Origin of the sequence: Nocardia sp. CA-084685 (assembly GCF_050955785.1) — a bacterium.
Taxonomy (GTDB): domain Bacteria; phylum Actinomycetota; class Actinomycetes; order Mycobacteriales; family Mycobacteriaceae; genus Nocardia.
Window position 1 is genome coordinate 9,103,277 of the sequence record NZ_CP192094.1, and the last position, 12,709, is coordinate 9,115,985.

The 12,709-nt window shown below is 64.2% G+C and carries 9 protein-coding genes and 2 pseudogenes; 5 read left to right on the plus strand and 6 right to left on the minus strand.

Annotated features, from left to right (window positions below; genetic code table 11):
- Positions 1-183 precede the first annotated feature (183 nt).
- On the plus strand, positions 184-1,230 hold the full coding sequence (locus tag ACQP2U_RS40175; protein WP_433716749.1) for an alpha/beta hydrolase: 1,047 nt from the start codon (positions 184-186) through the stop codon (positions 1,228-1,230).
- A 660-nt stretch (positions 1,231-1,890) separates the two neighbouring features.
- Positions 1,891-2,661: a transglycosylase SLT domain-containing protein gene (locus ACQP2U_RS40180; protein WP_433712384.1), complete on the plus strand. Its 771-nt coding sequence runs from the start codon at positions 1,891-1,893 to the stop codon at positions 2,659-2,661.
- Positions 2,662-2,664: 3 nt separating this feature from the next.
- On the opposite strand, the gene ACQP2U_RS40185 is transcribed toward ACQP2U_RS40180, so the two are convergent.
- From ACQP2U_RS40185 to ACQP2U_RS40195, 3 genes and pseudogenes are all read right to left on the minus strand, one after another.
- The gene (locus tag ACQP2U_RS40185) at positions 2,665-3,954 is read right to left on the minus strand and encodes a YhgE/Pip domain-containing protein (protein ID WP_433712385.1); all 1,290 of its coding nucleotides are present in this window, start codon (positions 3,952-3,954) and stop codon (positions 2,665-2,667) included.
- A gap of 61 nt (positions 3,955-4,015) precedes the next feature.
- Positions 4,016-4,501 (minus strand): annotated as a pseudogene (locus ACQP2U_RS40190) (alpha/beta hydrolase); the annotation flags it as partial.
- Between the two features lie 46 nt (positions 4,502-4,547).
- The gene (locus tag ACQP2U_RS40195) at positions 4,548-6,188 is read right to left on the minus strand and encodes an IS1634 family transposase (protein WP_433712386.1); all 1,641 of its coding nucleotides are present in this window, start codon (positions 6,186-6,188) and stop codon (positions 4,548-4,550) included.
- 126 nt (positions 6,189-6,314) lie between these two features.
- Here ACQP2U_RS40195 and ACQP2U_RS40200 point away from each other — a divergent pair.
- Positions 6,315-6,518: pseudogene (locus ACQP2U_RS40200) on the plus strand (lytic transglycosylase domain-containing protein); the annotation flags it as partial.
- A 3-nt stretch (positions 6,519-6,521) separates the two neighbouring features.
- On the opposite strand, the gene ACQP2U_RS40205 reads toward ACQP2U_RS40200, so the two are convergent.
- The 3 genes from ACQP2U_RS40205 to ACQP2U_RS40215 all read right to left on the minus strand — a co-directional run bounded on the left by ACQP2U_RS40205 (position 6,522) and on the right by ACQP2U_RS40215 (position 9,131).
- Complete coding sequence (locus ACQP2U_RS40205) at positions 6,522-7,811, minus strand: YhgE/Pip domain-containing protein (RefSeq protein WP_433712385.1); 1,290 nt, start codon at positions 7,809-7,811, stop codon at positions 6,522-6,524.
- 61 nt (positions 7,812-7,872) lie between these two features.
- Positions 7,873-8,874 (minus strand): alpha/beta hydrolase, encoded by a 1,002-nt coding sequence (locus tag ACQP2U_RS40210; RefSeq protein ID WP_433716750.1) that lies wholly within the window; start codon positions 8,872-8,874, stop codon positions 7,873-7,875.
- Entirely contained in the window at positions 8,865-9,131 is a 267-nt protein-coding gene (locus tag ACQP2U_RS40215; RefSeq protein WP_397037717.1) for a hypothetical protein, read from the minus strand. The genes ACQP2U_RS40210 and ACQP2U_RS40215 overlap by 10 nt, the downstream gene beginning before the upstream one ends.
- A gap of 347 nt (positions 9,132-9,478) precedes the next feature.
- Between ACQP2U_RS40215 and ACQP2U_RS40220 the strand changes: the two genes are divergently transcribed.
- Together ACQP2U_RS40220 and ACQP2U_RS40225 are read left to right on the plus strand one after the other, a co-directional pair.
- On the plus strand, positions 9,479-11,746 hold the full coding sequence (locus tag ACQP2U_RS40220) for an ATP-binding protein (protein WP_433712388.1): 2,268 nt from the start codon (positions 9,479-9,481) through the stop codon (positions 11,744-11,746).
- Positions 11,747-11,897: 151 nt separating this feature from the next.
- Positions 11,898-12,680 carry a Zn-ribbon domain-containing OB-fold protein gene (locus ACQP2U_RS40225; protein ID WP_433712389.1) on the plus strand — a complete coding sequence of 261 codons (783 nt, stop codon included), beginning with the start codon at positions 11,898-11,900 and terminating at the stop codon, positions 12,678-12,680.
- Positions 12,681-12,709 lie beyond the last annotated feature (29 nt).

Consider the following 12,709-nt stretch of genomic DNA (forward strand, 5'->3'; position numbering starts at 1 on the left):
CTCTTGCTGCGGCACCGACCCAGAGGTGGTGCTATCCCAATGCCGCGCACACGACCAGTCATCCGGGTGATGTGGCGCGTTTGCCATATTAACGCTGGTACACCGCAGCCGTACTTCGTTTCGGCCTCGTCGGCGACGTGTCGGTGCGGGGTCGGAGGGAACCTCGATGCTAAAAGCTTGGGTATGAACAGGGGCGAAATCAGAGGGGTATCCAGATCGATAGTCGGCATCGTGTTGGTGGGGACGCTCGTCGGTACCGCACTAGGCTCGCCGACGGCATTTGCCGATGAGGTCACCAAGATTTCCACGGATACGGTGTCGGAGGACGGCTCGCACATAACCGACGTCGAGTACATCGATGACCGAAATATCCGACTTCAGGTTTATTCCGCGGCGATGGATGCCGAATTCCCGGTGGAGGTCGAACGTCCCGCGGACGTCTCGGTTCCCCGGCCGACTTTATATCTCTTGAATGGTGCGGGCGGCGGCCAGGACGATGCATCGTGGCAGGCACGGAGCGACGCGCGTCAGTTCATGGCGGATAAGAATATCAACCTGGTGCAGCCGATCGGCGGCAGGTTCAGTTACTACACCGACTGGCGCGAGGACGATCCGGTACTCGGCCGCAATAAATGGAAGACCTATCTGACCGATGAATTGCCACCGCTGATCAATGCCGCACTCGGTACCAACGGAGTCAATGCGATCGCGGGAATTTCCGCTTCCACCGCCACGGTGTTGGCATTGCCCATTGCCAGGCCCGACCTCTACCGAGCAGCTGCCGCATATAGCGGCTGCGCGCAGACAAGCGATCCGATCGGTTCGAAGTTCCTCGAGGCCGTGATCGCCTGGGGTGGCGGAAACGCCGAAAACATGTGGGGTCCGGTCGATTCGCCCGAATGGACAGAAAATGATCCATACCTGCACGCGGACAAATTGCGGGGCATCGATCTCTATCTTTCGTCGGGCAATGGCCTGCCCGGAAAATATGACACGCTGGACGGAGCACATGCCGAACCCGGCCTCGACGGACTGACGAATCAGATCCTGTTCGGTGGCGTGATCGAAGCAGCCGCCAATTACTGCATGAAGAATCTGCAGGCGAAGCTTATATCACTCGGCATTCCGGCTACCTACAACTTCGATGAGGGAACCCATTCCTGGGGTTATTGGGAAGATGAATTGAAGCGATCGTGGCCGGTCCTGGCGCACGGGCTCGGCTTGACATAGTGCGTTCAAATCCGAACGTGGGTCGGCGGCCTTTCGGCATCCGACCCGCGTTCGGTTCTTATGACTGAACAACGGCGAAGATCAACCCGAGCAATGCGCCGATCACCGGTCCGAGAACGCCCTAGTTTCCCCGTCCAGACCCGGCGTAGGCATCGGGCATTGACCGGCGTGGACACCGACACGCTATGTAAATAGTCCGTTTTGTGACGCATGTGACATAGCGTCATCGGATACTTCGGCGCTTTAGTCAGGAGGCGGCTCGGTGAGGTCGGGGACTCGCAGACGGCGATCAGCGCTCGGCTGCTGTGCGGCATTGGCAATGGCGGGTTCGATCGCGCATCCCGCCCTCGCTACCGGCCGGATTGACCGCGGCCGTCGAGAGCGACCTGGGGATCGATGCACACGAATATCTCGCGCGTGCCGAAAACGCCCGGCGGCTGGCCGAATTCGCACAGCAGGCGCGTGCCGCGTACCCGGACATATTCGCCGGAGTCCGAATGAATGACGACCCGGCTGCGGCCATGTCCCGCTGTTTACTCGGCCAGCCGATCAGCACTGTGCCGCAAGACGATCCAGGTTTGACCATTCGGACGAGCTGATCCACGCGAGCCCATGACACCCATCGATACGGAAGGCAAACACATCTAAGGAGCGAAATCGATGCTGCGCGTTCTCGCGGCCGCCGTCGCGGCCGGTGCCCTCATAATTTGTGCCAGTCCAGCGGTTGCCGAGGGTTTGGGCGACAGCGTCACCACATTCGCCAATGCTCCTAACGGTGCCGCGACGTCCGCCGACGGTCGGGGCGAGAAAGTTCCTATGTCCGCCGACGGACTGAACTACAGCGCCATCACGGCCGCCACATCTGCAGACGGTCAGGGTGAGAGCGGCACTGCACCCGCCGACGGGCCGAACGACAACACCGGCACACCAGCCAACGCCCCTGACCGCAATGCCACCACGTCCGCAGACAGTCAGGACGAGACCGTCATCACTTCCGTCGACTCGCAGGACGAGAGCGTCACCCCATCCACCAACGGCTTGGACGACAGCCTTGCCGCCGAAGAGACCGACGACGCCGTCACGTCCGCCGCCAGCCCACACGACGGTCTCACGACTTCTGCCGGACTCGCCGCCTCACTGATCCGCTTGGGCACCAGAGCTCTCGCCCTGACAGTCGTCCCACTGCACCAATTTCCAGCCTTCGACGCCGTCATTACCCACGAAAGCGGTTGGGACGTCTTCGCCATCAATCCGCAAAGCGGCGCCTACGGCCTCGGCCAGGCACTGCCCGCCGAAAAAATGCAGACCCACGGCGTGGACTGGCGCTTCAACCCACTCACCCAGATCCGCTGGACCTACGACTACATGAACGCGCGCTACGGCAGTCCCGACGGCGCCTGGGCGTTCTGGCAGCAGCACCACTGGTACTGACCATCAGCTCTTCGCCGGTGCGCGGTGCAGCTCTTTCCGATCGTAGTAACGAGTGACGACGCCGCCGAGCACGAGTCCGATGACCAGGCCGAGCAGCGTCATCCAGATCGCGCGGCTCAGTCCGGCCGAGCCCTCGGCATTGAAGTACAGGATTGCCCTGATGCCGAGGTACACCTGATGCATCGGTTCGAAATCGGCGAGCCAGGCAACGGTTTTCGGAATCGCCTCGATCGGAATGGTGCCGCCGGAGGACGGCAGCCCGAGCACGATGAACAGGATCAGGTTGACCAGCAGGCCGGCAGTGCCGAGCGCCGATACGATCGACAGCGCCGTGACGCCGACCGCGATGATCGCGAAGGTGCTGTAGAGGAACAACAGCAGCGGCCGCTCGATCGGCATACCGAGCCAACGTCCGACCGCCATGAATATCCCGGCCACGACCGGCGCGGTACCGGTGATCACGCCCCACTTCAGCAGCAGCGTTCCCAATCGGGAAATCGGCGTCGGCGGATAGTGCACATACCAGGGACCGAATTCGGTCGGTGCGAAGCCGAGCGAGGAATCGACCATTCCATTGATCACCATGGCGCCGGTGAATCCGGCCAGCAGCACCATCATCGTGTAGAAGAAGGCCGTCAGACCGCCGCCCGTGCCCGAGGGCAGTGGATGGAACGGGGTGACGACCACATCGATCGGCTTGGCCAGCATCAGCCGAGTCAGACCTGCCAGTTCCGGCGCCGATCCGGAAGATCGCAGCTGGGTCTGCACGGTCTCGGTGAGCTGCTTGCCGACCGTCTGATTCGCCTGCGTTAGTGCGTTTCCGGCGATCATCTGCACAACCTGCGACGAGAATGCCCCGGACCGCGGATTGGTATAGACGGTGATGATCGGCTGAGTGACATCGCCGGGCACCACGCTGGCGGTGGCGAAAATGCCGAGCCGCTTGGTGAAATCGCTCGGAATGACGATCGCCCCGTACACATTGCCCGAATTCAACTGCTGCTGCGCCTCGTTGATGCCGAGTACCCGCAGATCGATCTTGTCGCTCGGGGTCTGCTGTACCAGCGCATCGCTGATCTGCTTGCCCACATTGGTCGGCTTGCCACCGAGCACATCCCCGCTGTCCTGATCGACCACCGCGATCGGAAAGCCGTGCAGATGCTTCGACGGATCGACCACATACGCGAGATACATCGTGGCCAGCAGGGCCATGAGCAACGACACCACAACCGCTGGTGCGAGCCAGACACGCACACGCGATCGACGAGGACTCGCCTCTTCCGGGTTGGTCATGACAGCACCGTAATTCCCGGACCGAGCTACATGGGCGTGATCGCCGGGCCGTGTCTGCGCCTCAAGCCACAGTCTGGCGGTGGAATTGCCCCAGGTCGTTGATCGCGGCGCGGGCGTCGGAGAGCAGATCCGCGGCGACGTGATGGACGTGCGGTGCACGGTCCCAGATCTGCAGCTGTACCGGGACGTTCGCTTCGGCGCAGCGTTGGGCCAGCAGCTGTGCGTCGGGCAGCAGACATTCGGTCGAACCGACCTGGATCAGCGCCGGCGGTAGACCGGTGAAGTCGTGGTTGACCGGCGACCACATCGGATCGAGTTCGCCGCCGAGGGCGAGGCCGAACCGCGCGATTGTTTCCAAGATCCGAGTGGGGATGTAGGAATCGCGGTGCCGGTTGGGGTGGGCATTGCGGGTCGTCGGATCGAAGTCGGCCCACGGTGCGATCGCGGAGAGACCGCCCGGCATCGGCAACCCGCGTTCCCGGATGGCCAGCACCAGCCGGAAGGCGAGCCCGCCGCCCGCCGAGTCACCGGAGACGATGATGCGTTCGGCTTGGAAGCCGCCCGAGTTTGTTCATTTAGGTTAGTGCGTGACGTCAGCCCCGCAACGCCGCCAGAAGTGCCTGTTCATCGGCCGGGATGTGCGGGGCGAACGTCTGCTGCGCGCCGTTGATCGCGATCGTCGCCGACCGCAGCACCCGCAACCGGCGCACGATCGCCCGGATGCTCTCGCTGGTGCGGTCTTGGGCGGTGCGGGCGACCGCCAGCGCGGTGAACACGAGCGTCAGATGCGCTTCGATCGCATCGCGGGTGCGGGCGAACATCGGCCTGGCGGCGAGGTCGGTCTTCGACATGCGAAACGACTGCTCGACATGCCAAAGGTCGTGGTAGGAACCGATCACCTCACTGGCGGTCATCATGTCGGCGGGCAGGTTCGTGACATATCCCTTCAAGCCCGCGAGGCGGCGGGCCCGCGCGAGCGCGGCCTCGTCCAGGGTCTTGCCGGCCTTGCCGTTCTTCACGAAACGTGGTGCCCTGTCGGCTTTCTCGCCCGCGATGACCGCGCGGGCCTTGGCTTCTTGGGCGTTGAGGGTGCGGTTGTCGCGGACGTAGCGTTTCGTCGAGTAAGCCCAGACCGCCCGCCACGATCCCTGGTGGGTGTCGGGGTCCCAGACCGGTTCAGCGCGGACCGCGGAGTTGTTGTCGACGTTCGCTCCGCGCTTCGGGGTGACGGTGTCGATGACCTGCCCGTCAGCGAATGTCTCACCGTGCCAACGGAAATGGGACTCCAGATCGATCGGTGCCTTGGTGACACGGAAACCGACGATGAACCGCAGGTCGGCGTCGTCGAGGGCGGTCAGGTTCTCCGCCGACAGCATGCCGGCGTCGGCGACGATCACGAACGACTCGAGCCGGTGCCGGGCCTGGAACTGCCGGATGATCGGAACGATCGTGTGCTTCTCAGCCTTGTTACCCTCGAAACAGCCTATCTCCAAAGGGAATCCGTGCCGGTCGACCAACAGCCCGACCACAATTTGTGGGTCGACGCGGCGTTCCTTGCTATAGCCGACCTTGCGGAGGCCGTCTTCTTTCTCCGCTTCGAAATACAAGGTCGTGACGTCGTATAGGCAGAGCGACACGTCACCGCTGGTGATGGCGTGGGCGAAGCAGGCTTCGGCGATCCGGTCGCGGTAGCCGCCGCCCTCGGCACCGGCGGCGCGGCCGAGGGTGCGGCGCAGGGTGGAGTAGGAGGCGGGCTCACGGCCCATCTCGGCGAGGACCCGGCCGATGTCGGCCAACGAGGTCGGTTCGACCAGCCGCGCGACGACCAGGTCGCGGAACACGTCGTCTCCGAGGGCGGTGGTGAAGCCGAGGGAGTCGTAAACCGTTGCCAGAGAATCGAACAGCAGCCTCGAGCTGGTGCCGGTAACCCGGCCGGAGCTGACCGGACCGGCCGGTGATGGGGTGGCCGGCGCGGTCTCGAACAACGTCTCCGGCGGGACCGCTGGTTCGCCGAGCAGGGCGGTGCGTTGCTGGACGGGTTCCAGGCCGAGATCGAGCTGGCCCTGGTCACGGTCTTCGACGAGGTCACGGGCTCGGGCGAGCAGGATGCCGAGTTCGGCTTCGGTGTGGGCGGATCCGACGTGGGCGATGATGCGTTGGCGGCCGCTGGTGTATTCGGCGACCTGGACCGCGGTTGCCCCGGATGCTGTGCGGACCCGCCGGATGAACGCCACAACCTGCGACTCTACCGGCCGATTAGTGCGTGAAATCCACCATCCCCGCGACCGTCGTGCCTGGTCAGCGTGGTGCACTCAACTGAAATCCATTGACCTGAACAAACTCAGGTTACCCACGAAAGCGGTTGGGACGTCTTCGCCATCAATCCGCAAAGCGGCGCCTACGGCCTCGGCCAGGCACTGCCCGCCGAAAAAATGCAGACCCACGGCGTGGACTGGCGCTTCAACCCACTCACCCAGATCCGCTGGACCTACGACTACATGAACGCGCGCTACGGCAGTCCCGACGGCGCCTGGGCGTTCTGGCAGCAGCACCACTGGTACTGACCATCAGCTCTTCGCCGGTGCGCGGTGCAGCTCTTTCCGATCGTAGTAACGAGTGACGACGCCGCCGAGCACGAGTCCGATGACCAGGCCGAGCAGCGTCATCCAGATCGCGCGGCTCAGTCCGGCCGAGCCCTCGGCATTGAAGTACAGGATTGCCCTGATGCCGAGGTACACCTGATGCATCGGTTCGAAATCGGCGAGCCAGGCAACGGTTTTCGGAATCGCCTCGATCGGAATGGTGCCGCCGGAGGACGGCAGCCCGAGCACGATGAACAGGATCAGGTTGACCAGCAGGCCGGCAGTGCCGAGCGCCGATACGATCGACAGCGCCGTGACGCCGACCGCGATGATCGCGAAGGTGCTGTAGAGGAACAACAGCAGCGGCCGCTCGATCGGCATACCGAGCCAACGTCCGACCGCCATGAATATCCCGGCCACGACCGGCGCGGTACCGGTGATCACGCCCCACTTCAGCAGCAGCGTTCCCAATCGGGAAATCGGCGTCGGCGGATAGTGCACATACCAGGGACCGAATTCGGTCGGTGCGAAGCCGAGCGAGGAATCGACCATTCCATTGATCACCATGGCGCCGGTGAATCCGGCCAGCAGCACCATCATCGTGTAGAAGAAGGCCGTCAGACCGCCGCCCGTGCCCGAGGGCAGTGGATGGAACGGGGTGACGACCACATCGATCGGCTTGGCCAGCATCAGCCGAGTCAGACCTGCCAGTTCCGGCGCCGATCCGGAAGATCGCAGCTGGGTCTGCACGGTCTCGGTGAGCTGCTTGCCGACCGTCTGATTCGCCTGCGTTAGTGCGTTTCCGGCGATCATCTGCACAACCTGCGACGAGAATGCCCCGGACCGCGGATTGGTATAGACGGTGATGATCGGCTGAGTGACATCGCCGGGCACCACGCTGGCGGTGGCGAAAATGCCGAGCCGCTTGGTGAAATCGCTCGGAATGACGATCGCCCCGTACACATTGCCCGAATTCAACTGCTGCTGCGCCTCGTTGATGCCGAGTACCCGCAGATCGATCTTGTCGCTCGGGGTCTGCTGTACCAGCGCATCGCTGATCTGCTTGCCCACATTGGTCGGCTTGCCACCGAGCACATCCCCGCTGTCCTGATCGACCACCGCGATCGGAAAGCCGTGCAGATGCTTCGACGGATCGACCACATACGCGAGATACATCGTGGCCAGCAGGGCCATGAGCAACGACACCACAACCGCTGGTGCGAGCCAGACACGCACACGCGATCGACGAGGACTCGCCTCTTCCGGGTTGGTCATGACAGCACCGTAATTCCCGGACCGAGCTACATGGGCGTGATCGCCGGGCCGTGTCTGCGCCTCAAGCCACAGTCTGGCGGTGGAATTGCCCCAGGTCGTTGATCGCGGCGCGGGCGTCGGAGAGCAGATCCGCGGCGACGTGATGGACGTGCGGTGCACGGTCCCAGATCTGCAGCTGTACCGGGACGTTCGCTTCGGCGCAGCGTTGGGCCAGCAGCTGTGCGTCGGGCAGCAGACATTCGGTCGAACCGACCTGGATCAGCGCCGGCGGTAGACCGGTGAAGTCGTGGTTGACCGGCGACCACATCGGATCGAGTTCGCCGCCGAGGGCGAGGCCGAACCGCGCGATTGTTTCCAAGATCCGAGTGGGGATGTAGGAATCGCGGTGCCGGTTGGGGTGGGCATTGCGGGTCGTCGGATCGAAGTCGGCCCACGGTGCGATCGCGGAGAGACCGCCCGGCATCGGCAACCCGCGTTCCCGGATGGCCAGCACCAGCCGGAAGGCGAGCCCGCCGCCCGCCGAGTCACCGGAGACGATGATGCGTTCGGCTTGGAAGCCGTGTTCGAGCAGATACTCATAGGACTCGACGGCGTCGTCCAGAGTCTCGGTGAAATGGGCGCCCGGCAAGTGTCGGTAATCGACATTGAATGCGGGCATCCCGCTGGCGTGTGCGATTTTCGCGACGAGGCGCCGATGGGTATTCATGCCGCCGCTGATGTACCCGCCGCCGTGGAAGTACAGCAGCGCGGAATCTTGTCGCTGCCACGGGGCGGGCAGATCGTGGTGCCACAACCATTCGCCGCGGAAGTTTCCCAAGCGAACGGTCCAGCGTTGGGTGCCGTGCGGCGGGACGAGCGCGGCAGCCGGTCGCTCGATGAGGCGGCTGAGCCAGAGCATCTGCTCGAACCGGCCGTTGCCACCCAGCAGCGCCAGGGTCGCCAACCCGAACCCGACCGTGCCGCGCAGCAGCGGATGGGCGATCCGAGTTCCGAAACTGGCCTGGTTGGTTGTTTCAACAATCGGTGACGAGACTTCGGGCAGCGCAGCAGCCGTCACGACCATTGCCACTGTCTGCCCCTATTCCGGCGTGGCGGAATAAGGGTGTTCCAGAAGTCGCGGCGCACCGCGTCCCACAGCTGGGCCAGTCCCGGATGAAGTTCTCGTGCTTGTGCGAGGTCCGGATAAGTGACGGGGCCGAACGACAGCACCGGCGATGCATCGTACGCGTCGTGCACGGCGACGATCGAGATCAGCCGACTCTGGATCAACCGCCACGTCACCCGCAGTCCGTCGACTTCGGTGCGGCATACGCTATCCATCGCCGACCCCCGGTTGTCTTGGGTGTAGCTCGTGCCTTTGGCGACCCTGATCGATCGGGCACACTCGGTGAGATGTCAAGGTCGACCTCCTGCTCGCAACTGCTTTCCTGAGCGTCACAGATCTACCGCGCACGGACATGGGTAGAAACACCCACTTCGCCACCCATATCCGCAGTTCGCGCCTGCTCGGTACGCAAACCGGAGCCCGTGCTCCTGGTCGATCAGGTAGCAACCGCTTCGGAGACGACCTTCGCAAAGCGGACCATCACGCGGCCCCCGGCACGGCTAGATTGGGTCTCATGGGGCGAAGTAGGCCCACTCGCGTGGTCGGTAACCTGCCATTCGCGGTGACAAGTTTCGTCGGACGGCAACGGGAGATCCGCGAGGTCCGGGAACTGCTCGCGTCGGCACGGTTGGTCACGCTCACCGGTGTGGGCGGAGTTGGGAAAACAAGACTCGCCAACGAGGTCGCAGCCGCTTCTGGCCGGTCGTTCCCGGATGGGGTATGGCTGGTGGACCTGTCCGGCGTCGGCGATGACGATCTGGTGGCGCAAACGGTGCTGACCAGCCTGGCGATTGTGGACGTATCGAACCGGTCCATCGAGGAACAGCTCATCGAGCACCTGGCCGATCTGCAGGCGTTGATAGTGCTGGACAACTGCGAACACCTGATCGACGCGTGCAGCGCGCTCTGCAATCTGCTGCTTCGATCCTGTGCCGGACTGCGGATTCTGACCACCAGTCGCGAGTTGCTCGGCCTAGCGGGCGAACATGTGTACACGGTTCCGACGCTATCGATGCCGAGCCCGTACGATCCCGTGACACTCGGAGCCCTCGCCGCCTACGATGCGCCGACCATGCTGGTAGAGCGCGCTCGAGCAGTGCGCCCCGACTTGACCCTGACTGAACGCGATGCGGATGTGTTGGTGCGGGTTTGCGAACGTCTGGACGGCATTCCGCTCGCCATCGAGCTCGCCGCGTCCCGGCTGCGGTCGCTGTCGCTGTCGGCGGTACTGGACCGACTCGAGGACCGGTTCATGCTGTTGGCCGGCTCTATCCGAGCCGCTGTGCCGCGGCAGCGAACGCTGCGGGCCCTGATCGACTGGAGCTATGAGCTGTGCCGCCCGACCGAACAGCTGCTGTGGGAGCGGCTGTCGGTCTTCAGCGGCGGATTCACCCTCGCCGCGGCCGAGGGCGTCTGCGCTGGTCCCGACCTGCCACGTGAACGCATTCTGGACCTGATCGATCATCTGGTCGCGCAGTCGATCCTCGCGCCGGTGCCGACCGACGGCCCGCAGCGGTATCGGATGCTGGAAACAATCCGTGAATACGGCTGGCACCGGCTGACCGAGCGGGACGAGACCGACGCCATGTGCAAGCGGCATTGCGACCATTACCTCGCGCTCGCCGAGCGGATCGCCGGAGCCTGGAACGGGCCGGGCCAAGCGGCCGGTCTGGCCGAGTTGCGCGCCGAGTTCGACAATCTCCAAGCGGCGCTGGACTGGGCTACCAGCACACCGACCGCAGCCCGCGAGGCACTGGCGCTGGTCACCGCACTGCGCTATCACTGGTGCGCCGACGGGTTCCTCGGTGAGGGACGCCGGTGGACCGATAGAGCGCTGCGCGGCGCCGATGACATCTGCCCTGAGTTGGTCTCGGCGCTGTGGGTGACGGGATGGGTGCGGCTGCTGCTCGGCGACATCGAAGGGGCGACCGAGGCGCTCGACCAATGCGCGGCGGGTGCGGCAGCGATAGGCGACCGCCACTCGATGGGCTGGGTGAGCTGTCTGCGCGGCACGGCGGAGGCGTTCCCCGGACGTGTCGCACCGGCCATCGCGGCCTTCGAGCAGACCGTCGCGGACTACTCCGACGATGACGACGTGGTCTGTATGACCCTGTTCCAACTCGCCATGGCACAGGCACACGCCGGTGACCGCAGGGCGGGCGCGACGGTCCGCCGCGGCATCGAACTGGCCGACCAGCATGGTGAGCGGTGGACCAAATCCTATTCACTCTGGGCCCTCGGCTACGACCAGTACGTGCGTGGCGACTACGACATGGCGGTCGAGTCGACGCGCGCCGCCCTGAAGATCCAGCGCGAATTCAATGACCACGTGGGCGCGGCGCTGATGATGGAGTTGCTGGCTTGGATCGCCGCCGCCCGCGGCGAATACCGTCATGCGGCGCGACTTATGGGCGCGGTCGGATCGGTCTGGCGACGCATCGGCACCTCGATTACGGTGTTCGGACCAAAGCTGGACGCCCAGCATTCGGCCTGCGAGCGCACCCTCACACAGTCGCTGCGGCAGGCGGAGCAGCGCGCGGAAACAGCGCGCGGTGCGGCGCTGGACCACGCCCAGGCGATCCGCTACGCACTCGATCCCAGCCAGACCGCCCAGGAGCCGGACGAGCAGCAGGACAGCAAGCTCACAACCCGTGAGCGGCAAGTGGCCGAGTTCGTCGCTCAGGGTTTGAGCAACCGACAGATCGCCGCACGGCTGGTGCTTTCACCGCGCACCGTCGACCGGCATCTGGAAAACATCCTCTGTAAACTCGGCTACTCGTCCCGGGCACAGATAGCCGCATGGACCGCGCACTCGCACCGAGTGCAATAGCGCTCGACCTGGGCAAACGAGTTCGGTCGATGTGGGCCACGCCACAAAAATGGGTATACCCAGGGTAATTTCACCGTGGTATTCAGCCGTCGCGGTCGAGACGCTTGGTGAGGACAGCATTCATGGCTATCACACACCGAGGTTTCCATCCATGTCCGAGCACAGTTACGAGTCCAGCAAGTCCGTCGGCACCGCAACCACCATGATGATTCGGCGCTGCGGTTCCTGTAACAAGCTATTCGCACCGCTGACCGCCGAATGTTCGTCGTGTCGGTCGTGGGATCTCGAATGGTCGCCATCGTCGGGTCTCGGCTCGATCGTGTCGTGGCGGCTCGTACACCGAAGTGGGAGCCGCCCGCACGCCCAAGAGGTGCCGTTGACGATCGCCATTGTGGAACTCGACGAGGGCCCGTGGGTGTACGCGACGATCGAAGGCGAGGTCGCGCCGGTTTCGGAGCTGCCGGTCCGGGTGCGATTCGAGCCCCATCCCCGGGTGGATCGTTTTCCGGTCTTCACTGTCTGCCCGGCGGAGTCCCATTCGGATGGCGTTCGACCCGCGTCACAGCGTGGAAATGCTTCCATCGATGTGCGGTCGACGCATCGTCGCGAGGTCGAGCATCGCTTCGACGCGTGGTGGGTGCGGACATCGCTGCGCCAGTGCGAGCTGATGGAGGGCGCGAAGGCCCTCGATACGGCAGCGAAATCCCTGATCAGCTTTGCGATCCGCTGGGCGCCGTTCGGCGGGGCCTCGGCCGGGGAGCTGCTGGTGACCTTCGGTGTGACCCGTCGACGGTTTCTGCAGATGCTGGAAGAGGCGCTGGACCCGAGACGGACCGATAGCGTCAAAGTGCGCGGGCTCAAGCGCCAATTGAAAGACGCCCTCGCACAGGCGTGGCAGATGAGTCCGGCAGCGCTCCCGGCCGGTCGCGACTGAGGTAGCCACAACTCACGATCCGTTCACCT

Excerpts from the sequence above, each read along its gene's own strand:
- ACQP2U_RS40175 (WP_433716749.1), top strand. The coding sequence starts at position 184 with ATGAACAGGGGCGAAATCAGAGGGGTATCCAGATCGATAGTCGGCATC.
- ACQP2U_RS40180 (WP_433712384.1), top strand. The coding sequence starts at position 1,891 with ATGCTGCGCGTTCTCGCGGCCGCCGTCGCGGCCGGTGCCCTCATAATT.
- ACQP2U_RS40185 (WP_433712385.1), bottom strand. The coding sequence starts at position 3,954 with ATGACCAACCCGGAAGAGGCGAGTCCTCGTCGATCGCGTGTGCGTGTC.
- ACQP2U_RS40205 (WP_433712385.1), bottom strand. The coding sequence starts at position 7,811 with ATGACCAACCCGGAAGAGGCGAGTCCTCGTCGATCGCGTGTGCGTGTC.
- ACQP2U_RS40210 (WP_433716750.1), bottom strand. The coding sequence starts at position 8,874 with ATGGTCGTGACGGCTGCTGCGCTGCCCGAAGTCTCGTCACCGATTGTT.
- ACQP2U_RS40215 (WP_397037717.1), bottom strand. The coding sequence starts at position 9,131 with ATGGATAGCGTATGCCGCACCGAAGTCGACGGACTGCGGGTGACGTGG.
- ACQP2U_RS40225 (WP_433712389.1), top strand. The coding sequence starts at position 11,898 with ATGTCCGAGCACAGTTACGAGTCCAGCAAGTCCGTCGGCACCGCAACC.